The sequence below is a fragment of the Allobosea sp. P4_C6 genome (assembly GCF_056402015.1).
Map to the genome: position 1 here is coordinate 22,400 of NZ_JBFUIF010000009.1, position 23,462 is coordinate 45,861.

26 protein-coding genes are annotated in these 23,462 nt (G+C 66.6%); 5 read left to right on the top strand and 21 right to left on the bottom strand.

The window, feature by feature from the left end; translation table 11 throughout:
- Positions 1-15: 15 nt before the first annotated feature.
- From radA to AC1DVA_RS08745, 4 genes are all read left to right on the top strand, one after another.
- Positions 16-1,413 carry a DNA repair protein RadA gene (radA, locus tag AC1DVA_RS08730; RefSeq protein ID WP_476805618.1) on the top strand — a complete coding sequence of 466 codons (1,398 nt, stop codon included), beginning with the start codon at positions 16-18 and terminating at the stop codon, positions 1,411-1,413.
- A 106-nt stretch (positions 1,414-1,519) separates the two neighbouring features.
- Positions 1,520-2,137: a CvpA family protein gene (locus tag AC1DVA_RS08735; protein WP_265053593.1), complete on the top strand. Its 618-nt coding sequence runs from the start codon at positions 1,520-1,522 to the stop codon at positions 2,135-2,137.
- Between the two features lie 40 nt (positions 2,138-2,177).
- Positions 2,178-3,650: an amidophosphoribosyltransferase gene (gene purF / locus AC1DVA_RS08740; protein WP_265053594.1), complete on the top strand. Its 1,473-nt coding sequence runs from the start codon at positions 2,178-2,180 to the stop codon at positions 3,648-3,650.
- Positions 3,651-3,666: 16 nt separating this feature from the next.
- Positions 3,667-4,407: an SDR family NAD(P)-dependent oxidoreductase gene (locus tag AC1DVA_RS08745; RefSeq protein ID WP_476805619.1), complete on the top strand. Its 741-nt coding sequence runs from the start codon at positions 3,667-3,669 to the stop codon at positions 4,405-4,407.
- 13 nt (positions 4,408-4,420) lie between these two features.
- Here the strand turns inward: AC1DVA_RS08745 and AC1DVA_RS08750 are convergent, their stop codons facing one another.
- The 8 genes from AC1DVA_RS08750 to AC1DVA_RS08785 all read right to left on the bottom strand — a co-directional run bounded on the left by AC1DVA_RS08750 (position 4,421) and on the right by AC1DVA_RS08785 (position 11,044).
- A complete protein-coding gene (locus tag AC1DVA_RS08750; protein ID WP_476805620.1) occupies positions 4,421-4,825 on the bottom strand; it encodes an NUDIX hydrolase in 405 nt (134 codons plus the stop codon).
- Between the two features lie 16 nt (positions 4,826-4,841).
- Positions 4,842-5,939: an NAD(P)/FAD-dependent oxidoreductase gene (locus AC1DVA_RS08755; protein WP_476805621.1), complete on the bottom strand. Its 1,098-nt coding sequence runs from the start codon at positions 5,937-5,939 to the stop codon at positions 4,842-4,844.
- Entirely contained in the window at positions 5,939-7,327 is a 1,389-nt protein-coding gene (gene der, locus AC1DVA_RS08760; RefSeq protein WP_476805622.1) for a ribosome biogenesis GTPase Der, read from the bottom strand. The genes AC1DVA_RS08755 and der overlap by 1 nt, the downstream gene beginning before the upstream one ends.
- A gap of 82 nt (positions 7,328-7,409) precedes the next feature.
- Positions 7,410-8,072, bottom strand: coding sequence for a tetratricopeptide repeat protein (locus AC1DVA_RS08765; RefSeq protein ID WP_476805623.1), 663 nt, complete (start codon positions 8,070-8,072; stop codon positions 7,410-7,412).
- Positions 8,073-8,142: 70 nt separating this feature from the next.
- Positions 8,143-9,240: a tRNA preQ1(34) S-adenosylmethionine ribosyltransferase-isomerase QueA gene (gene queA, locus AC1DVA_RS08770; protein ID WP_476805624.1), complete on the bottom strand. Its 1,098-nt coding sequence runs from the start codon at positions 9,238-9,240 to the stop codon at positions 8,143-8,145.
- Positions 9,241-9,340: 100 nt separating this feature from the next.
- Entirely contained in the window at positions 9,341-9,811 is a 471-nt protein-coding gene (locus tag AC1DVA_RS08775; RefSeq protein ID WP_265053601.1) for a peptidylprolyl isomerase, read from the bottom strand.
- Positions 9,811-10,470, bottom strand: a complete 660-nt coding sequence (locus tag AC1DVA_RS08780; protein WP_476805625.1) for a hypothetical protein — start codon at positions 10,468-10,470, stop codon at positions 9,811-9,813. The genes AC1DVA_RS08775 and AC1DVA_RS08780 overlap by 1 nt, the downstream gene beginning before the upstream one ends.
- 25 nt (positions 10,471-10,495) lie before the next feature.
- Positions 10,496-11,044, bottom strand: coding sequence for a peptidylprolyl isomerase (locus AC1DVA_RS08785; protein ID WP_265054832.1), 549 nt, complete (start codon positions 11,042-11,044; stop codon positions 10,496-10,498).
- On the opposite strand from AC1DVA_RS08785, the gene AC1DVA_RS08790 reads away from it, so the two are divergent.
- Positions 11,043-11,210, top strand: a complete 168-nt coding sequence (locus tag AC1DVA_RS08790) for a hypothetical protein (RefSeq protein ID WP_476805626.1) — start codon at positions 11,043-11,045, stop codon at positions 11,208-11,210. The genes AC1DVA_RS08785 and AC1DVA_RS08790 overlap by 2 nt on opposite strands.
- A 416-nt stretch (positions 11,211-11,626) precedes the next feature.
- On the opposite strand, the gene AC1DVA_RS08795 is transcribed toward AC1DVA_RS08790, so the two are convergent.
- The 13 genes from AC1DVA_RS08795 to nuoH form a co-directional block, all read right to left on the bottom strand.
- A complete protein-coding gene (locus tag AC1DVA_RS08795; protein ID WP_476805627.1) occupies positions 11,627-11,857 on the bottom strand; it encodes a DUF1467 family protein in 231 nt (76 codons plus the stop codon).
- Positions 11,854-12,246 (bottom strand): RidA family protein, encoded by a 393-nt coding sequence (locus AC1DVA_RS08800; RefSeq protein ID WP_476805628.1) that lies wholly within the window; start codon positions 12,244-12,246, stop codon positions 11,854-11,856. The genes AC1DVA_RS08795 and AC1DVA_RS08800 overlap by 4 nt, the downstream gene beginning before the upstream one ends.
- Before the next feature lie 5 nt (positions 12,247-12,251).
- Complete coding sequence (gene mce / locus AC1DVA_RS08805) at positions 12,252-12,656, bottom strand: methylmalonyl-CoA epimerase (RefSeq protein WP_265053605.1); 405 nt, start codon at positions 12,654-12,656, stop codon at positions 12,252-12,254.
- Between the two features lie 34 nt (positions 12,657-12,690).
- Entirely contained in the window at positions 12,691-14,361 is a 1,671-nt protein-coding gene (locus AC1DVA_RS08810; RefSeq protein WP_265053606.1) for a ribonuclease J, read from the bottom strand.
- A 261-nt stretch (positions 14,362-14,622) separates the two neighbouring features.
- Positions 14,623-15,378, bottom strand: coding sequence for a biotin--[acetyl-CoA-carboxylase] ligase (locus tag AC1DVA_RS08815; RefSeq protein ID WP_476805629.1), 756 nt, complete (start codon positions 15,376-15,378; stop codon positions 14,623-14,625).
- Positions 15,379-15,489: 111 nt separating this feature from the next.
- On the bottom strand, positions 15,490-16,917 hold the full coding sequence (gene nuoN / locus AC1DVA_RS08820) for an NADH-quinone oxidoreductase subunit NuoN (RefSeq protein ID WP_476805630.1): 1,428 nt from the start codon (positions 16,915-16,917) through the stop codon (positions 15,490-15,492).
- 9 nt (positions 16,918-16,926) lie between these two features.
- Positions 16,927-18,438: an NADH-quinone oxidoreductase subunit M gene (locus AC1DVA_RS08825; protein ID WP_476805631.1), complete on the bottom strand. Its 1,512-nt coding sequence runs from the start codon at positions 18,436-18,438 to the stop codon at positions 16,927-16,929.
- 4 nt (positions 18,439-18,442) lie between these two features.
- A complete protein-coding gene (nuoL, locus tag AC1DVA_RS08830) occupies positions 18,443-20,449 on the bottom strand; it encodes an NADH-quinone oxidoreductase subunit L (protein WP_476805632.1) in 2,007 nt (668 codons plus the stop codon).
- A 29-nt stretch (positions 20,450-20,478) separates the two neighbouring features.
- The gene (nuoK, locus tag AC1DVA_RS08835; RefSeq protein ID WP_265053610.1) at positions 20,479-20,787 is read right to left on the bottom strand and encodes an NADH-quinone oxidoreductase subunit NuoK; all 309 of its coding nucleotides are present in this window, start codon (positions 20,785-20,787) and stop codon (positions 20,479-20,481) included.
- On the bottom strand, positions 20,787-21,410 hold the full coding sequence (locus AC1DVA_RS08840) for an NADH-quinone oxidoreductase subunit J (RefSeq protein ID WP_265053611.1): 624 nt from the start codon (positions 21,408-21,410) through the stop codon (positions 20,787-20,789). Before AC1DVA_RS08840 ends, nuoK begins: the two co-directional genes overlap by 1 nt.
- A 256-nt stretch (positions 21,411-21,666) precedes the next feature.
- Positions 21,667-22,155 (bottom strand): NADH-quinone oxidoreductase subunit NuoI, encoded by a 489-nt coding sequence (nuoI, locus tag AC1DVA_RS08845; RefSeq protein ID WP_038367698.1) that lies wholly within the window; start codon positions 22,153-22,155, stop codon positions 21,667-21,669.
- A gap of 19 nt (positions 22,156-22,174) precedes the next feature.
- Positions 22,175-22,411, bottom strand: a complete 237-nt coding sequence (locus tag AC1DVA_RS08850; RefSeq protein ID WP_476805633.1) for a hypothetical protein — start codon at positions 22,409-22,411, stop codon at positions 22,175-22,177.
- Positions 22,408-23,460, bottom strand: coding sequence for an NADH-quinone oxidoreductase subunit NuoH (gene nuoH / locus AC1DVA_RS08855; RefSeq protein ID WP_265053613.1), 1,053 nt, complete (start codon positions 23,458-23,460; stop codon positions 22,408-22,410). Before nuoH ends, AC1DVA_RS08850 begins: the two co-directional genes overlap by 4 nt.
- Positions 23,461-23,462: the final 2 nt, after the last annotated feature.

A 23,462-nucleotide genomic window follows, 5' to 3' on the forward strand; every position in this document is an offset into this window, starting at 1 on the left:
GACGGAGCCTCACTGATGGCCAAGCGCGCTCCGACCTATCACTGCCAAGCCTGCGGCGCAGTCTATCACCGCTGGCAGGGCAAATGCGACGCATGCGGAACATGGTCCTCGCTGGTCGAGGAGGCGCAGGCGGCGCCAGTTCCCGGCGGCGGCCGCCCCTCTAGCGGGCGGGCGCGTGGTCGCGTTTTCGCGCTGGAGACGCTGAAGGGCGAGACGCAGGACGCGCCGCGCATCGTCTCCGGCATCGGTGAGCTCGACCGCGTCACCGGCGGCGGCTTCGTGCCGGGCTCGGTGCTGCTGATCGGCGGCGACCCCGGCATCGGCAAGTCGACGCTGCTGATGCAGGCCTGCGCGGCGCTCGCACTCGGCGGCCAGCGTGTCGTCTATGTCTCCGGCGAAGAATCGACCGGCCAGGTGCGCCTCAGGGCCGAGCGGATGGGCCTGGCCGACGCGCCGGTCGATCTGGCAGCCGAGACCAATGTCGAGGACATCGTCGCGACGCTCGGGCAGGGCCAGCGCCCTGCCCTCGTGGTCATCGATTCGATCCAGACGATGTGGTCGGGCGAGGTCGAGAGCGCGCCGGGCACCGTGACGCAGGTGCGCGGCTCGGCCCAGGCGCTGATCCGCTACGCCAAGACCAGCGGCGCCTGCCTGATCCTCGTCGGCCATGTCACCAAGGACGGCCAGATCGCCGGGCCGCGCGTGGTCGAGCATATGGTCGACGCCGTGCTGTCGTTCGAAGGAGAAGGAGCGCATTCCTTCCGCATCCTGCGGGGCCAGAAGAATCGCTTCGGCGCCACCGACGAGATCGGCGTCTTCGAGATGACCGGCAAGGGGTTGTCGGAGGTGACGAATCCCTCGGCGCTCTTCCTCGCAGGCCGGGATCAGCCGGCGCCGGGCGCGGCCGTCTTCGCCGGCATCGAGGGCACGCGGCCCGTGCTGGTCGAGATCCAGGCGCTGGTCGCGCCGACCGCTCTAGGCACGCCGCGACGCGCCGTGGTCGGCTGGGAGAACAGCCGCCTCGCCATGGTGCTGGCCGTGCTGGAAACGCATGGCGGCCTCAGGCTCGGCCAGCATGATGTCTACCTCAACGTCGCCGGCGGCCTGCGCGTCAACGAGCCGGCCGCCGATGTCGCGGTGGCGGCGGCGCTCGTCTCCTCGCTGACGGGAGCCATCCTGCCGCAGGAATCCGTCTATTTCGGCGAGATCGCCCTGTCGGGCGCGATGCGGCCCGTCTCGGTCGCGGCGGCCCGACTCAGGGAGGCGGCGAAGCTCGGCTTCGAGGCGGCGCTGATGCCGTCTGGCGGCGCGGACCACGGCGACGGCAACGGCCTCAGCTTGCGCCGTTTCAGCCATGTCACGGAACTCGTTGCCGATATCGCGGCGCGCGCACCTCGCAGAGATGTGAAATGACTTCGCCGAAAGGGTGACGCAGAGGCCTGGAACGCGTATAGCAAAGCCGAAACGGCCACCTTATCTCAGGCTGGCCGGCACCAGACCATAGCAAAGCGGCCCTTCCATGCCTGTAACCATTCTCGATCTCGTCGTCATCGGCGTGGTTCTGATCTCGGCTTTGCTCGCGGCCGTGCGCGGCTTCACGCGCGAAGTGCTTGCGATCGCCTCCTGGGTTGCTGCCGCGGCAGTCGCCTGGGTCTTCCACCCGCAACTCGTGCCTTTCGTGAAGCAGTATATTCCAGCGAGTTCGGCGCAGGACACGATCGCGCTCGTCGCCTCGATAGCCGCGCTGTTCCTCGCCACGCTGATCGTCGTATCGCTGGTGACGGCGCGGGTTTCCGACTTCGTGCTCGACTCGCGCATCGGCGCGCTCGATCGCACGCTCGGCTTCGTCTTCGGCGCGGCGCGCGGCCTGCTGCTGGCGGTGATCGGCTACCTCTTCTTCGCGGCGCTGGTCGGCAGCGAGAAGATGCCGGTCTGGGCGAAGGACGCCAAGGCCAAGCCCATGCTGGAGGAAACCGGCCGCTCGCTGATCGGGATGCTGCCGCAGGACGTCAACGCCGATTTCATCAAGAACCTGCTGAAAAAGCAGAAGGCGGAGGAAGCCACCGACGCCCCGGCAGAGGAACCGCGTACCCCGGCGACGGCGGCACCGGTTGCGCCCGCCCCAACCCGTCCCTAATTGACACGTAGAGAGTCCGTCCCAGCGCGTGGAGCTCGCCATGATCTCGCAGACCGAGACTGATACCGCCTTCGATCCCAATGCCGACCGGCTGCGGGAGGAATGCGGCGTCTTCGGCATTTACGGCCATGCCGACGCAGCTGCGCTCACGGCGCTCGGCCTGCACGCGCTCCAGCACCGCGGCCAGGAGGCGGCGGGTATCGTCTCCTTCGACGGCAAGCGCTTCCATTCGGAGCGCCGGCTCGGACTTGTCGGCGACGCCTTCTCGGAAGCGAGCGTCATCGACAAGCTCCAGGGCAAGCAGGCGATCGGCCATGTCCGCTATTCGACGACGGGCGAAACGATCCTGCGCAACGTCCAGCCGCTCTTCGCCGAGCTGCATGGCGGCGGCTTCGCCGTGGCGCATAACGGCAATCTCACCAACGGGCTCACGTTGCGCCGCAACCTCGTCCGCGACGGCGCGATCTATCAGTCGACCTCCGACACCGAGGTGCTGCTGCATCTCGTCGCGCGCAGCCGCAAGCAGCATTTCGTCGAGCGCTTCGTCGAGGCGATCCGCCAGATCGAGGGCGCCTATGCCTTCGTCGGCATGACCAACAAGAAGCTGATCGGCGCGCGCGACCCGCTCGGCATCCGCCCGCTGGTGCTGGGCGATCTCGACGGCTGCCCGATCCTGACCTCCGAGACCTGCGCGCTCGACATCATCGGCGCGAAGTTCGTCCGCGAGGTCGAGAACGGCGAGGTCGTGATCATCTCCGACAGCGGCATCGAGAGCCACAAGCCCTTCCCGCCCGTCGCCGAGCGGCCCTGCATCTTCGAGTACATCTATTTCGCCCGCCCCGACTCCGTCGTGAAGGGCCGCAGCATCTATGAGCACCGCAAGGCGATGGGCGCGGTGCTGGCGCAGGAATCCCCGGCCAATGCCGACGTCGTCGTGCCGGTGCCGGATTCCGGCGTGCCGGCCGCGCTCGGCTATGCGCAGGCGAGCGGCATTCCCTTCGAACTCGGCATCATCCGCAACCACTATGTCGGCCGCACCTTCATCGAGCCGACGCAGAAGGTCCGCGAGCTCGGCGTCAAGCTGAAGCACTCGGCCAACCGCTCGGTCGTCGAGGGCAAGAGCATCGTGCTGGTCGACGATTCGATCGTGCGCGGCACGACCTCGTTCAAGATCGTGAAGATGATGCGCGAGGCCGGCGCCCGCGAGGTGCATTTCCGCATCTCCTCGCCGCCGATCACCCATCCCGACTACTACGGCATCGACACGCCGGACCGCGAGAAGCTGCTCGCCGCAACGCACTCCCTCGAAGAGATGCGCCAGTTCGTCGGAGCCGATTCGCTGGCCTTCATCTCCGTCGACGGGCTCTATCGTGCGATGGGCCATGAGCGGCGCGATCCGGCCCGGCCGCAATTCACCGACCATTGCTTCACCGGCGACTATCCGACCTCGCTGACCGACGTGATCGGCGAGAGCGCCAAGCAGCAGATCTCCCTGCTGGCCGAAGCCGGCTGAACCAGCGGACCATCCCATGACCAAGGCTCTCGAGGGGCGCATCGCGCTCGTCACCGGCGCGTCGCGCGGAATCGGGCGCGCCGCGGCCCTGGCCTTCGCCCAGGCTGGCGCGCATATCGTCGCGCTCGCCCGCACCTCAGGGGCGCTCGAGGAGCTCGACGACGCGATCCGGGCGATCGGTGGCAGCGCCACGCTGGTGCCGCTCGATCTCTCGGATGCCGGCGGGCTGGAGAAGCTCGGCCCTGCTCTGCTGGAGCGCTGGGGCAAGCTCGACATCCTGCTGGCGAATGCCGGCATCCTCGGTTCCCTCACCCCGCTCGGCCATGCGACGGAGAAGGACTGGGCGAAGGTGCTCGACATCAACGTCACTGCGAACTGGCGGCTGATCAAATCGCTCGATCCGGCGTTGCGCGCCTCGGATGCGGGCCGCGTGCTGCTAATGTCGTCGGGCGCCGCCCATAAGTGCTCGGCGTATTGGGGGCCGTATTCGATTTCCAAGGCCGCCGTGGAGGCTCTGGGGCGCACCTACGCGGCCGAGACGGCGACCACGCCGGTCAAGGTCATGCTGGTCAATCCGGGGCCGCTGCGCACCAAGATGCGGGCCGAGGCGATGCCGGGCGAAGACCCGGAAACGCTGAGGACACCGGAGGATTTGGCGCCGCATCTCGTCGCGCTCGCCTCGCCGGGCTGGGCGGAGAGCGGCACGATCTTCGACTTTCCGCAGGGCAAGGTGCTCACGCCGCAGCTGCCGGCCTGATCCGCTCTCTGCCTCAGCGCAGGGATGCCCGCGCAAGCCCGATCAGATCCGGGATGGTGAGGTTCGGCAGCGCCGCCATCTCATCGAGGCTGAACCAGCGGATCTCGTCGTGCTCGTCGACGAGATTGATGGCTTCGCCGCCATCCCAGGTACTGACGACATAGATGTGGTGGAGAGCTGCGCCGTTGCGTTCCGGAAAGCGCTCGGCCTCCGACAGCACCAGCTCGTAGCGCGTCGGCGTCAGCCCCACCTCCTCGCGGCATTCGCGGATCAGCGCCTGTTCGAGAGCCTCGCCCAGCTCGACACGCCCGCCGATCGCGTCCCAATGGCCGGGCCAGGCCTGCTTCCAGACGGCGCGCAGGCCGAGCAGCACCTTCCGGTCCAGGTCGACGAAGAGCGCGCTCACGGTTTCGAGCATGCGCGCCCCGCTCTCGTCACTCGGCCCGCAGCCAGCGCAGCAACCCGGCCTGATCGCCGTTCTCCACCGCCGCCGCGACACGCCGGCCGACCGCCGCGCCGAACTTGTAGCCATGGCCCGAGCAGGCCGAAACCGCGGTGACGCGGCCGATTTCGCGCGACAGGAACTTGCGGTCAGCCGTGAAGGTGTAGGCGCAGCTCGCCACGCGCTTGACCCGGTACTCGTCGACGCGCGCGAAGGGCGGCGAGAAATAATCGCGGATCTGCTCGCCCTCGCCCGGCCGGGGCTCGCGATCCTCGTCGGGCTGGCGCTGGCGCTTGTGGACACCGGCACCCACCTTCAACTCGGTACCGTCGACCGGTGGCAGGACATAGCCGTCGACCGTGCCGCCGACATCGACGATGGCCGGCGCCGCCTCCCAGGCGGCCTTGAGATCCTCAGGCGGATCGAGATAGGCGATTGCCGTGCGATAGGTCGTCAAGGCATCGGCGAGCTCCGGCAGGAGCTTCAGCACCCAGGCGCCGGCAGAAACGACGATGCGATCGAAGCTCGCGGCCTCGCCATCGGCCAGAGTCAGCTTGCCCGACTCGGGCTCGATCGCCGTCACGTCCACGCCTTCGCGGATCGACACGCCCCGCTCGCGCAGCAATCTCACCATGTCGGCGGCGATACGGGCGGGAAACAGCGCCCCACCTTCCGGGCTGAGATAGGCGTAGCGGATCGTCGCCGGATCGAGGAACGGATAGCGCCTGGCGGCCTCGGCCGGATCATAGAGCTCATACGGCGAGCCCATGCGGTCCAGGCCCTGGCGATAGTCCTCGCCCTCGTCGCCCTCGGTCTGGGAAATGCCGAGCACCCCGCAGGCTGCGTAATGACGCACGCCCAGATCGGCCCAGAGCTCCTCCCAGGCCTCGAAAGCCTCGGTGATGGTGCGGGCGTAGCCATCGGCGCCGCCATAAGCGCGGCGGATGATGCGGTGCTGGTCGCCCGAAGCGGCATAGGGATTGGGAATCCGCGCCGCCTGCTCGAACAGGGTGACCTCATGCCCGCGCTTGTTCAGCGACCAGGCGGTGGAAAGCCCGGCGATACCGGCACCGACGACCGCGACCCTCATCAGCCCTTGCGCTCCTTGTCATAGGGATTTTCGCCGCCGCGCCTGTGCAGGCGGATCGGCGTGCCCGGCAGTTCGAAGGCTTCGCGCAGGTTGTTGACCAGATAGCGGGTGTAGGACACCGGCAGATGGTCGAGCTGATTGCCGAACAGCGCGAAGGTCGGCGGGCGCGCCTTGGCCTGTGTCATGTAGCGGATCTTGATGCGCCGTCCCGCCACGGCCGGCGGCGGATGGGCCGAGAGCACGCCTTCCAGCCAGCGGTTGATACGCGCGGTCGAGACGCGGCGGTTCCAGACATCATAGGCCGAGAACACCGCCTGCATCAGCCGGTCGATGCCCTCGCCGGCCAGCCCGGACAGCGGAATGATCGGCACGCCGCGCACCTGCGCCAGCAGGTAGCTGGCCTTTTCCTTCAGCTCGGCGAGCAGGCCCTGCTTGTCGGCGACGAGGTCCCATTTGTTCAGGCCGATGACGACGGCCCTGCCCTCGCGCTCGGTCAGGTCGACCAGCGTCAGGTCCTGCTTCTCGAAGGGGATGGTGGCGTCGAGCAGCACGACGACGACCTCGGCGAAGCGGATCGCGCGTAGCGAATCCGCCACCGACAGCTTCTCCAGCTTCTCCTCGATGCGGGCGCGCTTGCGCATGCCGGCGGTGTCGAAGAGCTTGACCTTGCGGCTGCGCCATTCCCAGTCGACCGAGATGGTGTCGCGGGTGATGCCGGCTTCCGGACCGGTCAGCAGCCGCTCCTCGCCGATCATGCGGTTGACCAGCGTCGACTTGCCGGCGTTCGGACGGCCGATGATGGTGACCCGCAGCGGCCGGTCGGGATTGGCATCCTCCTCCGCGTCCTCCGCCGAGACATCCGCCCAGGCGTCTTCCTCTTCTTCCTCGGGCTCGTCCGGGATGAAGGGCACCAGCGCCTCGAGCAGATCGGCCGTGCCCTCGCCATGCTCGGCCGAGAACGGCACGGGATCGCCGAGGCCGAGCGAGTAGGAATCGATGATGCCCTCGGTGCCCTTCTTTCCCTCGGCCTTGTTGGCGAGAAGGATGACGGGCTTGCCGGAACGGCGCACCAGATCGGCGAAGGGCTGATCCATCGGCGTCAGGCCGAGGCGGGCATCGATCATGAAGACAACGACATCGGCCTGGGCGATCGCGGTCTCGGTCTGGGCGCGCATGCGGCCGAGGAGCGAATCCTTATCGGCCTCTTCGAGACCGGCGGTGTCGATGACCTTGAAACGGAGATGGCCGAGCGTGGCGTCGCCCTCGCGGCGATCGCGCGTGACACCCGGCCGGTCATCGACCAGGGCGAGCTTCTTGCCGACGAGCCGGTTGAACAGCGTCGACTTGCCGACATTGGGCCGGCCGATGAGGGCGACGATGGCTGTCATCAGACTTCACATTCCATCGTCACCCCGGCCAGGCGACATTGCCGGAGCGGGGCGACGGAAGCGTTGGGAGCGGAGCTCCGGTTCAGTTCTTTACCGTAACGGGGCCGCCGCGGACCAGAGCGAGATAGAGCTCGACGCGCTGGCGCAGAGCCTGTGGCGCCTGCGGATCGGTGATCGCGGCGTCGAACCAGCGGCCGGCGTCGTCGAACTGGTTGGCCTTGAGCGCGGAGATGCCGAGGAATTCGCGCGCCGAGTGGCGCCAGACGCCCTGCGGAACGGCCAGCGGTTCCAGCGCCGTCTTGACCTCGGCATAGGGCGAGAGATCGACGCGCAGGATGCCGGCGCGCAGCCTGGCGAGATCGCGATAGGTCGCGTCCAGCGCCGCATCATTGGCAAGCGCGTCGAAGGCGGCGACACCCGCAGCCGCATCACGCTTGGCGGTCTCGCCGGCAAGGCGGAAACGCGCGATCTGGCGATAGCCGGCAGGCGCGCTGTCAGCCAGTTCCTTGAGGATCGTCTCGGCCTGCGTGCTGTCGCCGTCGCGGGAGGATTTCAGCGCCGCTTCGAGGCGGGCGCCGACGGCCTGCGAGGCCTGATTCTCGCGATGCAGCCAGAACTGCCAGCCCGCCACGGCGAGGACAGCCAGCACGGCAAGGCCGGTGACGATCCAGCCATATTTCCTCCAGAGCTCCGCCGCCTTGTCGCGGCGGACTTCCTCTTCGATCTCGCGAAAAATATCGGCCATTGATTATCAAATTCCCTGTTGGGAAGCCCGGTAGCATTTTCAGGCCGGGAATGCGAGCCGGATCGGCTTCTCAATCCCGCGGCGCGTCGGCCCGGAACAGCAGGCTGCCGTCGCCATAGGAGTAGAAGCGGTATTCCGCTGCGATCGCATGGGAATAGGCAAGTTTCATCATGTCGAGCCCGCAGAAGGCGGAGACGAGCATGAACAGCGTCGAGCGCGGCAAGTGGAAGTTCGTCATCAGCAGGTCGACGGCACGGAAGCGATAGCCTGGCGTGATGAAGATCGCCGTGTCGCCCGAGAAGGGCCGGATGGTGCCGTCCTCCCCCGCCGCGCTCTCGATCAGCCGCAGCGACGTCGTGCCGACGCAGACGATGCGCCCGCGCTTCGCCTTCACAGCGTTCAGCGCGTCAGCCGTCTCGGCCGAGACCGTGCCCCATTCGGCATGCATGCGGTGCTCGTCGGTGTCCTCCGCCTTCACCGGCAGGAAGGTGCCGGCGCCGACATGCAGCGTGACGAAATGGCTGCTGACGCCGCGCGCATCGAGCGCCGCGAGCAGCTCCGGCGTGAAGTGCAGCCCGGCGGTCGGCGCCGCGACGGCACCATCCTTCCGAGCAAAATTCGTCTGGTAGTCGGTGGTATCGGCATCGTCGGTCGGGCGCTTGCCGGCGATATAGGGCGGCAGCGGCAACTCGCCGAGCCGCGCGATCGCCTCGTCGAGATAGGCGCCCGTCAGGCTGAATTGCAGCTCGACCTCGCCGCCTTCGCTCTTGGCAATGACCTCGGCACGCAGGCGGCCGAGCTCGCAGGCATTGCTGGCGCCCTCCGAATCGAAGACCACCGTCTCGCCTAGCGCCAGCTTCTTAGCCGGCCGCGCAAAGGCCAGCCAGCGGTCCTCGCTCTCGCGCTTGTGGAGCATGATCTCGATGCGGGCCGAATCCGCGCCGCGATGGCGCCGCCCGCGCAGGCGCGAGGGAATGACGCGCGTATCGTTCAGGACGAGCGCGTCCCCGGGCTCGAGCAGCGAGACGAGATCGCGGATGCCGCGATCCTGCAACGGCTCGGGCGCATCCGGGCGCACGACGAGCAGGCGCGCCGCATCGCGCGGGCTTGCGGGCCTCAGCGCGATACGGTCTTCCGGCAGGTCGAAATCGAAGAGGCCGACATCCATCCGGTCAAATCTCTTCCAAAAAGCAACGAGCCCTCATTCCGGGGCGGAACGCAGCTTGCGTCTCGCGGGCCGGAACGAGGGCTCGTCTTGAACGAAATACTCAGGCCGCGTCGGCCATCACCTTCATCGATACGATCGAGTCGGGATCGCGCACCGGCTCGCCGCGCTTGATCTTGTCGACGTTGTCCATGCCTTCGACGACCTCGCCCCAGACGGTGTACTGCTTGTCGAGGAAGCGGGCATCGTCGAAGACGATGAAGAACTGGCTGTTGGCCGAGTTCGGGTTCTGGGAGCGCGCCATCGAGCAGATGCCGCGGACATGCGGCTCGGCGTTAAACTCCTGCTTCAGGTCCGGATAGCTCGAGCCGCCGGTGCCGGTGCCGTGCGGGCAGCCGACCTGGGCCATGAAGCCGTCGATGACGCGATGGAAGACGATGCCGTCATAGAAGCCCTCGCGGGCCAGCAGCTTGATGCGCTCGACATGGCCGGGAGCGAGGTCGGGACGCAGCTTGATGACGACGGGGCCCTTGGTCGTCTCCATGACGATGGTGTTCTCGGGATCGTGGGACATCAGCTTTGCCTTTCGTTGGACGGCGTGCGGCCGTGGAAGCGTATGGTGAAGGGTCGCCCCGCGATACTCGCTCCGAGGCCCTTCGACAACCTCATCGGCGTGCAGGAGCGGATGGCGGCAACCGCAGATTCGGTGAAGCGCTTCTGGAACGCCGCGTCGCCGCGGCGCGTCTCCCAGGTCACGCGCGGCTGGCCGAAGAGGCTGCCATCACGGCGCAGGCTGAAGCGGACGGAGGCCATCGCGCCGGTCAGGTCACCCGGAAGCGGCGGCGGGCTCCAGCAGCGCCGCAAGGCCGGCGCGATATCGGAGAGCTTGTCGACTGTCTCGCCGCCCTCCTGCTGCGTCTCGGGCGAGAGCGAGCCGACGAGGCCGATCTCGCCGCCGCGGCGCATCAGGGTCTGCGTCTGCGGGCCGACACGGCGCTGCTGCATGCCCGGAATGTCGTTGTCGCCGCTGAATGGCCCGCCGATGCCGGGATTGTAGCGCTGGCCGCTCTGCGGCGGCAGGATCGGGTTCTGGGAGCCCGAGGGCGGCGGCAGGACCGGGTTCTGCGAGCCGGAGGCCGGCGGCAGCCCGAGATCGCGCGTGTCCTGCGCCACCGCTGCGCCGGCGCTGAAGACGAGCGCTGCGAGAATGCCGATGAGGGCCGTTTGCTGCATGGTCCCGGCCCTCCCCGGCTTCATCTCACTTGGCGTCGGATGCCATCCGCATGCGGATGATCTTGTCGGGGCCGGTCACCTGGCCGCTGCCCTGTGCACCCTTCTTGATCTTGCGCACCGCGTCCATGCCCGAGACGACCTCGCCGAACAGCGTGTACTGGCCGGTCAGCGGGCTGCAGCCCTCGTAGCAGATGAAGAACTGGGAATTCGCCGAATCCGGGGACTGCGAGCGCGCCATGCCGACGGAGCCGACCTTGTAGGGCGTCGGGGTGAACTCGGCCGGCAGGTTCGGCATATCGGACTTGCCGGTGCCGGTGCCGGTCGGGTCGCCGGTCTGGGCCATGAAGCCGTCGATCACGCGGTGGAAGACGATGCCGTCATAGAAGCCGCGCTTCACCAGCGCCTTGATCTGCGCGACATGCTTGGGCGCGAGGTCCGGCCGCAGGCGGATCGTGACCGGGCCGTCCTTGGTCTCGAGCACGACGGTGTTTTCCGGATCGGGCTTCGGGCTCTGGGCCTGGGCGAAACCGAGGGAAGCGACGACGGCAAGGGCGGCGAGCGAGCTGCGCAGCATGAACATCTCCATGGCCGCCAGCGAGCCCGGCGGATGGCCGGTCGATAGCCGCATCCTTTGGCCGGAACAAGGCATATCCAATGCCACCGAATCGCTCATGCTGCACTGCACAAGTGCAGTGGAGACTAATCTTGCAAAAATTCGAGGCTATGACTGCCTAAACTGATGACAGGGCCGTCACAATCGGCTAATCCTTCTGGCGCTGGGAGCGCTCTGCGAGCAGAGCGCTGCGGACCAGGTCTCGGGAGGAACAAACGCCCGCCTTGCATATGAGTCGCACCTTTGAATGTGCGCCGATGCAGCGGTAAAAAGCAGACTACCCAAGGCAAGGCATCCGCCTTGCCTTTTTCTTTTGGGCATACCGAAGTCGGTCGTTTCGCCTAGAGCCTTGCTGATTTTGCGCCGAACCACGCCGTCATCCCGGGCTTGACCCGGGATCCATGCCGGAGCGCATCCGATCGAGGTTCAGGCATGGATCCCGGATCTGCGCTTCGCGCCGTCCGGGATGACCGCCGTTTCCTCGAAAATGCAGCAGGCTCCGGATCTACTCGCGGAAGTCTTGCTGCTCGCAGAAGTCTTGCGTCAGATGTCGTAAGTCACCCAGACATACCAGACGCCGGCGAAGATCATCGCCGCGATCACCGACGTGATTGCCGCCTTTTTGAGCAAGCCCGGCAGGATGGGCGCGCCCGGTTCCGTTCCCTCGACGACATCGCCCGCCTCTTGCTGGCTGCGGATGCCGAAAGGCAGCACGGCAAAGAGCGTGATCCACCAGATCACGAAGTAAAGGGCGAGCCCGCCGACGACATTCATGCGCCCCTCCCGGCCAGGGCGATGCAGGAGAACGCGACACGCGCCTGCGTCGGCACGCCGAAGCGCGCAGTGTGACGCGCCGGCAGGCCGTTCGGGAAATGCTTCACATACTCGGCGTTGCAGGCGGCGTAATCGGCCGGGTCGGTGATCAGCATCGTCATCTGGACGACACGGTCGAGCGCGCTGCCGGCCTCGGCCAGGATCTCGGTGATCCGGCCCAGCGCATTGCGCACCTCGTCGGCCGGGGTCTCGCCGCGGTGAATGCCACGCGCGGGATCATGCGGGGCCGAATGACCGGAGACGAAGATCAGCCCGCCGGCGACGGTGGCGGCACTGAACGGGCGCGGCGAGCCGGGCTCCGGCTCGCCGAGGAAAGTGATATCGCTCATCGGATTCAGGCCTGTTCGAGCTCGACCAGCGTGCCGAGGAAGTCCTTGGGGTGCAGGAACAGCACCGGCTTGCCATGGGCGCCGATGCGCGGCTCGCCTGAGCCGAGCACGCGCGCGCCCTGCGCCTTCAGGCGGTCTCGCGCGGCCAGGATGTCGTCGACCTCGTAGCAGATGTGATGAATGCCGCCGTCCGGATTGCGCTCGAGGAACTTGGCGATCGGCGAGTCGGCGCCCATCGGCTCGAGCAGCTCGATCTTGGTATTCGGCAGTTCGACGAAGACGACCGTGACGCCGTGCTCCGGCTGTGGCAGCGGCTGCGAGACGCGCGCGCCAAGCGTATCGCGATAGAGCGTCGTCGAGGCCGCGAGGTCCTTCACGGCGATGGCGACATGATTGAGGCGTCCGATCATCTTCGTCTTCTCCGGCGGGGCGCTGCGCCCCGTACTACACCTCGATCACCAGCGCATGCACCAGCGGCTTCTTGCCCCACTCCTCGTTGACGGCGCTACGCACGCCGCGCTCAAGCGCGTTGCGTAGGGCCTCGGGATCGCGGCGGCGGGCCTTCGGAATGCCTTCGAGCAACTCGGCGACCGTATCGGCGACGTATTCGTCGAAATCGGTGCCGTCGCGGGTCCGCGGCGGCAGGCCGAGCACGGCGATCTCCGGCTCACCGGAAATGCCACCCTTCTCGTCGATGGCGACCGCGATCGAGACGACCCCGGCGAAGGACAGGCGGCGACGCTCAGAAATCGTCTTCTCCAACGCGTTCACCAGCAGTGAGCCGTCCTGGTAGAGCCGGCCATGCGGAGCCTCGTCGACCTTGCGCGCGCCCTCCGCCGTGATCGCGACGACATCGCCGTTGCCGGCGCGCAGCACATGCTTGACGCCGAGGCTGCGGGCGAAGGTTTCATGCTCGGCGAGGTGCAGGTCCTCGCCATGTGCGGGGATCGCGATCTGCGGCTTCAGCCAACCGTAGAGCCGCGCCATCTCCTCACGGCGCGGGTGGCCCGAAACATGGACGAGATGGGTGCGGTCGGTGATGATCTCGATCCGGTCGCGCGCCAGCGCGTTCAGGATGTTGCCGACCGCCTTCTCGTTGCCCGGGATGGTGCGGGAAGAGAAGATGACGCGGTCGCCCGGCGACAGCGCGATCTCGGGATGATCGTCCGAAGCGATGCGCGAGAGCGCGGCACGCGGCTCGCCCTGGCTGCCGGTCACCAGCGCCACGACCTTGTCGCGCGGCAGGTAGCCATAGGCGTCGACCGGGCGGAAGCCGGGGATGCCGTCGAGATAACCGCATTCGCGCGCGACATCGATGACCCTGTCCATGGCCCGGCCGACGACGACGACCTCGCGGTCATTCGCGATCGCGGCCTCGGCGACGGCCCGCAGCCGCGCGACATTCGAAGCGAAGGTGGTGACGGCGACACGGCCCGGCGCCGAGGCCACCAGCTCCTTGAGCTTGGCCGCGACGTCCGCCTCGCTAGGGCTCGTGCCGTCGCGCATGACGTTGGTCGAATCGCAGACCAGCGCCAGCACGCCCTCCTCGCCGAGCTCGCGCAGGCGCTTCTCGTTGGTCGGCAGGCCGACGCGCGGCGTCGGATCGATCTTCCAGTCGCCGGTATGGACGACGAGGCCTGCCGGCGTGCGGATGGCGAGCGCGTTCGATTCGGGGATGGAGTGCGCGACCGGCACGAACTCGATGTCGAACGGGCCGAGCGTGACGAACCCGCCCTGCGGCACGACATTGATCTCGACCTTGGGCGCGCCCGGCTCCGACAGGCGGCGCGTTGCGAGCAGGCCAGCGGCGAAGGGCGTGCAGTAGACCGGTGCGCGCAGGGAGGGCCAGAGTGCCGCGAGCGCGCCGATATGGTCCTCATGGGCATGGGTGATGACGATGCCCAGAAGGTTTGCGCGCTCCTCGATGATGTAGCGCAGATCTGGCAGGACGATATCGACGCCCGGTGCCTCCGGCCCGGCGAAAGACAGGCCGCAATCGACCAGGATCCATTTGCGCCGCCCCTCCGGCCCGAAGCCGTAAAGGGCGGCGTTCATGCCGATCTCGCCGAGGCCGCCGAGGGGAACGAAGACGAGCTGGTCGCTGGAACGGGTCACGGATGATCCTGCAGGCACGGAGAACCGCCCGCAGCATGCCTCATCGCATGCCGGTCGCGGATTCCTGGAATCTGTTTCGGAAAACGCGGGTCATCCCGGACGAAGCGAAGCGAAGATCCGGGATCCATGCCGGAACCTTTCCGGTCGGCATTCCGGCATGGATCCCGGGTCGTCCTTCGGCCGCCCGGGATGACCACGTTGAACCGGGAATTTCCTTTAGCACGGTGGCGACGCGGCAGGCCAGCGTCGCCACCTGCCACCTCAAGGCGTCCCGAAAAACAGGTCGCCCGCATCGATGATGCGGCGGCCGGTCTCGGTTTCGAGTTCGAGACGCCCGGAGGCGTCGAGGCCACTGAAGCGGCCGGCGAGAGGGCCTTCCGGCAAGCGGATGGTGATGGTCTCGCCGAGGAAGGCGGCGCGTTCGAGCCAGGCGGCGCGGATCGGGCCGAAGCCGCCCGGCTGGGACCAGACGGCAAAGCGCTGGGCGAAAGCGTCACTGAGCCCCGTCAGCATGGTCTCGACACTGGATTGTGGCGCCAACGCCTTGAGGAAGGTCGCCGGATAGGGCGTCTCCGACGGGCAGGAGGCGATATTGACGCCGCAGCCGACGATGACGTTGAGCCGCCCTGCCCGGCTCTCGCCCTCCAGCAGCAGGCCCGACGTCTTGGCGCGGTCGAGCAGCAGGTCGTTCGGCCATTTCAGCTTCAGCCCGGAGGCGGCCGGGCCAAGCAGCTTCGCGGCTGCGTCATGCAAAGCGAGCCCGACCACGAAGCCGAGCTGCGGTGCCAGCGCCGGCTCGCAGGGGTCGGTCAGCAGAAGGCTGGAGTAGAGATTGCCGGGCGGTGAGCCCCATTGCCGGCCGTGGCGCCCCCGGCCCGCATTCTGGCTGCGGGCGACGATCCAGAGCTTGCCCGGCTCGCCCTGATCGAGCGCGCGACGGGCCTCCTCCATGGTGGAGCCGACCTCGTCACGGATGATCAGCCGGTAGCCGGCAGCGCGAGCCGCTTCACCGAGCATGGGTCCATCCGGCAAGGACGAGACCGTCATTCTCGGGCGAAGCGAAGCGCAGACCCGAGAATCTCTGGCAGGAGATGCTCGGATCAAGCCCGAGCATGACGAGCCTGTCGCTCAAAACAGCGACTTCGCCGCCGCAGCCGCCGTGTCGAAGAGCGGCGCCGGCAGGAACGAGAGCGCCAGCACGAAGACGGCTGAGATCAGCAGCACGGTGCGCACGCCGAGATCCGCCTTCTCGAAGGCCGGCTTCGGATCGTCGAAATACATCACCTTCACCAGGCGCAGATAATAATAGGCACCGACGACGCTGGTGAGCACGCCGACGACGGCGAGCACATAGAGCTTGGCATTGATCGCGGCCAAGAAGACGTACCACTTCGCCCAGAAGCCGGCGAGCGGCGGGATACCGGCGAGCGAGAACATCATCATCGACATCGCAAACGCCATCCAGCCATTGGTGCGGGACAGGCCGGCGAGTTCCGAGATGTCCTCGACCAGCTTGCCGTCGCGGCGCATCATCAGCACGCAGGCGAAGGCGGCGAGCGTCGTGGCGAGATAGATCGCCATATAGGTCATCACGCCCTGCACGCCCTCGGCCGTGCCGGCGGCGAGGCCGACCAGCGCATAGCCCATGTTGGCGATCGAGGAGTAGGCGAGCAGGCGCTTGATGTTGCGCTGGCCGATCGCGGCGAAGGCGCCGAGAGCCATCGAGGCGATCGAGATGAAGACGATGATCTGGCGCCAATCGTTGATCGCGCCCGGAAACGCGCCGATGAAGACGCGGATCACCATCGCCATGGCGGCCATCTTGGGCGCAGAGGCGAAGAAGGCTGCGACAGGGGTCGGCGCGCCCTCATAAACGTCCGGCGTCCACATGTGGAACGGCACGGCCGAGATCTTGAAGGCAAGGCCGGCGGCGATGAAGACGATGCCGAAGATCAGGCCGATGCCGGCATGGCCGCCCTGGGTCGCGGCCGCGATGCCCGGGAAGGTGACGGTGCCGGTGAAGCCGTAGACCAGTGAGCCGCCATAGAGCAGCATGCCGGAGGACAGCGCGCCGAGCACGAAATACTTCAGGCCGGCCTCGGTGGACTTCGCGTTGTCGCGGTCGAAGGCGGCGACGACATAGAGCGCCAGAGACTGCAGCTCGAGGCCGACATAGAGGCTGATGAGATCATTCGCCGAGATCATCATCATCATGCCGATGGTCGAGAGCACGACGAGGATCGGGAATTCGAAGCGCATCGTGCCTTGGCGCCGCAGCGTATCGGCCGAGAGCAGGATGGCGGCGCCGGCGCCGAGCAGCGTCAGCACCTTCATGAAGCGGCCGAAGCCGTCGGCGATGAAGCCGTCGTTGAAGGTCAGCATCTTGCCGGTGCCTGAGACGACCAGCGCCAGCGCGACCGCCAGCAGCAGCAGCGCGAGGCCCTCCAGCAGGCGCGTGGAGCGCTCGCCCTGGATCGCGCCGACCAGCACCATTACGATGGCGCCGATGGCGAGGATGATTTCCGGCAGGGCCGGGCCGAGAGCGGGCAGAGCCATGACGAAACCTTACTGCACGGCCGCCACCGCCGTCTTCGCGGCGGTGAGCGCGGCCTGATAGTTCTTGATGAGCGCTTCGGTCGGCGCCGCGAAGGCGTCGAGGATCGTGTGCGGCTGCACGCCATACCAGATCGTCAGCAGGACGAGCGGCACCAGGATCGCGATCTCGCGGCCGTTCAGGTCCTTGATGTCCTTGAGCTCGGGCTTCACCAGCTCGCCGAACACGACGCGGCGATAGAGCCATAGCGCATAGCCAGCCGAGAGGATGACGCCGGAGGTCGCGAAGAAGGCGACCCAGGGATTGGCGCGGAAGGCGCCGACCAGCGTCAGGAACTCGCCGACGAAGCCGGCCGTGCCGGGCAGGCCGACATTCGCCATGGTGAAGACCATGAAGACCACGGCATAGATCGGCATCCGGTTCACCAGACCGCCAKAGGCGGCGATCTCGCGGGTGTGCATGCGGTCGTAGATCACGCCGACGCAGAGGAAGAGCGCGCCGGAGACCAGCCCGTGGCTCATCATCTGGAACATCGCGCCCTGGATGCCCTGCGGCGTCAGGGTGAACAGCCCCATGGTGACGAAGCCCATATGCGCCACCGAGGAGTAGGCGATCAGCTTCTTGATGTCCTCCTGCATCAGCGCCACCAGCGAGGTGTAGACGATGGCGATGACCGACAGCGCGAAGACCAGCGGCGCGAACATCGCCGACGCTTCGGGGAACATCGGGATCGAGAAGCGGATGAAGCCGTAGCCGCCCATCTTCAAGAGGATCGCCGCCAGGATGACGGAGCCCGCCGTCGGCGCCTCGACATGTGCGTCGGGCAGCCAGGTATGGACCGGCCACATCGGCATCTTCACCGCGAAGGAGGCGAAGAAGGCAAGCCACAGCCAGGGCTGCATCTGCGACGGGAACTTGTGCGCCAGCAGCGTCGGGATGTCGGTAGTGCCGGCGTTCCAGTACATCGCCATCAGCGCCAGCAGCATCAGCACCGAGCCGAGCAGCGTGTAGAGGAAGAACTTGTAGGAGGCGTAGACGCGCCGCTTGCCGCCCCAGATGCCGATGATCAGGAACATCGGGATCAGGCCGGCCTCGAAGAAGACGTAGAACAGCACGAGATCGAGCGCCGCGAAGACGCCGATCATCAGCGTCTCCAGGATCAGGAACGCGACCATATATTCGCGCACCCGCTTCTCGACCGAGGTCCAGGACGCCAGGATGCAGAACGGCATCAGGAAGGCCGTCAGCACGATAAAGGGGAAGGAGAAGCCGTCGACGCCGAGCTTGAACTTGATGGCGTCCGAAACCCAGCCATGGGTCTCGACCATCTGGAAGCCCGGATTGGCGGGGTCGAAGCGGCCCCAGGCAACACAGGCCAGCACGAAGGTCAGCACCGTCGTGACCAGCGCGGCCCAGCGGGCATTGGAGTCGACCGAGGCCTGATCGCCGCGCTGCGCCAGGATGAAGGCGGCGCCGATCAGCGGCAGGACCAGAAGACCGGTGAGAATACCGAAACCCAACATCATCTCACCCGCGCGTCACAAGATACCAGGTCACGAAGCCCGCGACGCCGATCAGCATGGCGAAGGCATAGTGATAGAGATAGCCGGTCTGCAGCCGGACCACTCGGTTGGTCACGTCGACCACGCGGGCCGAGATGCCGTCCGGCCCCAGGCCGTCGATGACCAGGCCATCGCCCTTCTTCCACAGGAAGCGGCCGAGCCACTTCGCGGGCCTGACGAACAGGAAGTCGTAGAGCTCGTCGAAGTACCACTTGTTGAGCAGGAACTGGTACAGCGCCGGGTTCGCCGCAGCGAGCTTGCCCGGCACGTCCGGCCGGCGGACATACATGTAGTAGGCAAGCGCAAAGCCGATCACCATCGCCACGAAGGGCGACCAGACGACCCACTTCGGAACCTCGTGCATGGCGTGCAGGATGTGGTTGTCCTTGCCCATGAACAGCGCCAACTTCCAGAAATGCTCGAAGTCGTGGCCGATGAAGTACTCCTTGAACACGTAACCCGCGAAGACCGCGCCGACCGAGAGCAAGGCGAGCGGGATCAGCATCACCCAGGGGCTCTCATGCGGCATGTGGTCATGGCCGTGATCGTCCTGCGCGTGCGACGCATGAGCATGGTCGTCATGGCCGTGCGCATCGTGCCCGTGAGCATCATGGCCCCAGCGCGGCTTGCCCTCGAAGGTCATGAAGTAGAGGCGCCAGGAGTAGAAAGAGGTCATGCAGGCCGCGACGACCAGCAGGACGTAAGCGTAGGAGCTGGCGAAGCCGCCATGCGCCACCGAGGCATAGGCGCTCTCGATGATGGCATCCTTCGAGAAGTAGCCGGCGAAGCCCGGGAAGCCGGTCAGGGCAAGCGTGCCGATCGTCATCGCCGCCGCGGTCAGCGGGATGTGCTTCCGCAGGCCACCCATGTGGCGCATGTCCTGCTCGTGATGCATCGCGTGGATGACCGAGCCGGCGCCCAAAAAGAGCAGCGCCTTGAAGAAGGCGTGGGTGAAGAGGTGGAAGATGCCGGCGCCGTAATTGCCGACGCCGAGCGCGACGAACATGTAGCCGAGCTGCGAGCAGGTCGAATAGGCGATGACGCGCTTGATGTCGTTCTGCACGAGGCCGACCGTTGCCGCGAAGAAGGCGGTGGTGGCGCCGATGACGACGACGACGGTGAGCGCGACCGGCGCGTATTCGAACACCGGCGACAGGCGCGCCAGCATGAAGACGCCGGCGGTGACCATGGTCGCGGCATGGATGAGCGCCGAGACCGGGGTCGGGCCTTCCATCGCGTCCGGCAGCCAGGTGTGCAGCAGGAACTGCGCCGACTTGCCCATCGCTCCCATGAAGAGCAGCAGGCAGGTTAGCGTCAGCGCGTTCCAGTCATAGCCGAGGAAGCGGAAGCTCTGGCCGACCAGTTCGCCGGCACGCGGGAAGATCGCGTCGAAGCCGACCGAGCCGAACAGCACGAAGACGAGGAAGATGCCGAGCGAGAACCCGAAATCGCCGACGCGGTTGACGATGAAGGCCTTCATCGCGGCGGCGTTGGCCGAGGGCTTCTGGTACCAGAAGCCGATCAGCAGATAGGACGCCAGGCCCACGCCTTCCCAGCCGAAGAACATCTGGACGAGGTTGTCCGACGTGATCAGCATCAGCATCGCGAAGGTGAACAGCGAGAGATAGGCGAAGAAGCGCGGCCGGTGCGGATCCTCGTGCATGTACCCGATCGAGTAGAGGTGCACGAGCGAGGAGACGGTGTTGACGACGACCAGCATCACCGCCGTCAGCGTGTCGATGCGGAAGGCCCAGTCGACCTGCAACTGGCCGGACGAGATCCAGCTCGCGATCTGGATGCGCGTCGTGCCGTGGCCGAAGCCGACCTGGACGAAGGCGACCCAGGACAGGACAGCGGAGACGATCAGCAGCGAGGTCGTGACGATCTCGGAGCCGCGCGCGCCGATCAACCGGCCGAAGAGGCCGGCGATCAGAAAGCCGATCAGGGGGAGGAAGACGATCGCGTGATACATGGGCGTGAGGTCCAGGCGCGGCGGCGCGCTCAGCCTTTCATCATGTTGATGTCTTCCACCGCGATCGAGCCGCGGTTGCGGAAGTAGACGACGAGAATGGCGAGGCCGATCGCGGCCTCGGCCGCTGCCACCGTGAGCACGAGCAGCGCGAAGACCTGGCCGACGATGTCATTCATGAAGCTCGAGAAGGCGACGAAGTTCAGGTTGACCGAGAGCAGGATGAGCTCGATCGACATCAGGATGACGATGATGTTCTTGCGGTTGACGAAGATGCCGAGCACGCCGAGCGTGAACAGGATGGCGCTGACCGCGAGATAGTGGCCCAGTCCGATCGTCATCATGCCATCTCCTCCGGAACGCCGGCGCGCGAGGGCACCTGCTTGACCTCCATCGCCGCGTCCTTGGTGCGGGCGTTCTGGGTCGGGACATGCTGGCGCTTGATGCCGTGGCGCTCGCGCAGCGTCAGCACGATGGCGCCGATCATCGCGACGAGCAGCACGAGGCCGGCCGCCTGGAAGTAATAGACATACTGGGTGTAGAGCACTCGCCCGAGCGCCTCGGTGTTGGTGATGCCGGCGGGGATCGCGGCGACCGGCGCCTTGACGATATGCGGATCGATGACCCAGGCCCCGACGACCAGTAGCAGCTCGACCGCGAAGATGAAGCCGATCAGCGCGCCGATCGGCAGGTAGTTCAGGAAGCCCTGGCGGAACTCGGCGAAATCGACGTCGAGCATCATCACCACGAAGAGGAAGAGCACCGCGACCGCGCCGACATAGACGACGACCAGCAGCATCGCGAGGAACTCGGCGCCGAGCAGCATGAACAGCCCGGCCGCGTTGACGAAGGCCAGGATCAGGTAGAGCACCGAATGCACGGGGTTGCGCGAGGCCACCACCATGAAGGCGGATGCCACGGTCACCCCTGCGAAGAGATAGAAGAAAGCCGCTGCGGCATTCATCTCGGCCAGCCCTTTCCGCCCCTTTATGAAGCGGTCCTCGTTTGGTTCGTGCTCCGGGACTCGGTCCCGCAGCAATTTGGAGCGTCTATAATCAGCCCCGCCGGGCGGGACAACCGCGCGGGGGGTCTGTCACTCTAGGTTCGTCATTCTCGGGCGAAGCGAAGCGCAGACCCGAGAATCTCCTGCAGAACGAGGCGTCGGAGCCTTCTTCTTCACGAGATGCTCGGGTCAAGCCCGAGCATGACGGCAATTCACCTCACCGATAGGGCGCGTCCATCGCGATGTTGCGCGCGATCTCGCGCTCCCAGCGCGCGCCGTTCGCGAGCAGCTTGTCCTTGTCGTAGAACAGCTCCTCGCGGGTCTCGGTCGCGAACTCGAAATTCGGCCCCTCGACGATGGCATCGACCGGGCAGGCTTCCTGGCAGAAGCCGCAATAGATGCACTTCGTCATGTCGATGTCGTAACGGGTCGTGCGGCGCGTGCCGTCATTGCGGCGCGGACCGGCCTCGATGGTGATGGCCTGCGCCGGGCAGATCGCCTCGCAGAGCTTGCAGGCGATGCAGCGCTCCTCGCCGTTCGGATAGCGGCGCAGCGCATGCTCGCCACGGAAGCGCGGCGAGAGCTGGCCCTTCTCGAACGGGTAGTTCAGCGTCGCCTTCGGCTTGAAGAAGTAGCGCATCGACAGGCCGATAGCCCCGACGAACTCCTTCAGCAGCAGGCCCCTTGCGGCTTGCGCGAGTGACATCGCCTTCGTCCTTCCATCCTCAGCCGAACAGCGCCCGGCCGATCACGAAACCCAGGATCGGCATCAAGCCGATCGTCATTGCCATCAGCGCCCACCGCAGGATGCGGATGCGGCGCTCGTAATCGTCCTTCTCGGCCTCTGTCTCCGAGCGATCCGTGCGCCTGAGCGCCCCGATCACCACGGCCGAGATCAGCCGGTATTCCAGCAGGCCGAGCCCGAAGCCGATCAGGGCGCCGAGCGGGCCGGCCCAACTCATCCGGCGACCGGACCCCAGCCCGTCAGCTGCAGCACCAGCGCCACGATCACCACGCTGGCGAGCGAGAGCGGCAGGAAGACCTTCCAGCCCAGGCGCATCAGCTGGTCGTAGCGGTAGCGCGGCACGAAGGCCTTCACCAGCGCGAACATGAAGAACACCAGGCAGACCTTGAGCGCGAACCAGAACACGCCGGGCAGCCAGGTGAAGGGCGGCAGTGCGACCGGCGGCGCCCAGCCGCCAAGGAACAGGATCGTCGTCAGCGAGCACATGGTCATGATCGCCACGTATTCGCCGAGCATGAACAGCAGGTACGGCGTCGAGGAATACTCGACCATGAAGCCCGCCACGAGCTCCGATTCCGCCTCGGCCAGATCGAAGGGCGGCCGGTTCGTCTCGGCCAGCGCCGAGACGAAGAAGACGATGAACATCGGGAAGAGCGGCAGGAAATACCAATTGAGGATGCTGAGCCAGGGCACGCCCAGCGCATGCGCCAGGCCGCGGTTCTGCTGCGCCTCGACGATCGCCGAGAGGTTCAGCGAGCCGACGCAGAGCAGCACGGTGATGATGACGAAGCCGATCGAGACCTCGTAGGACACCATCTGCGCCGCCGAGCGCAGCGCGCTCATGAACGGGTATTTCGAGTTCGAGGCCCAGCCGGCCATTATGATGCCGTAGACGCCGAGCGAGGAGATCGCGAGGATGTAGAGCACGCCGACATTGATGTCGGCGATCGCCCAGCCCTCGGCCACCGGGATCACCGCCCAGGCGCCAAGCGCCAGCAGGCAGGAGATGAACGGCGCCAGCAGGAAGATGCCCTTGTTGGCGCCGGACGGGATGATCGGCTCCTTGAGCGCGAACTTGATCAGGTCCGCGAAGCTCTGGAACAGCCCCCAGGGACCGACGACGTTCGGGCCGCGGCGCAGCTGCACCGCCGCCCAGACCTTGCGGTCGGCCAGCAGGATATAGGCGATGAAGACCAAGAGGCAGACCAGCAGCAGCAGGCTCTTGCCGAGGATGATCGCGATATCGAGGACGAGGTCCCAGTTCATGG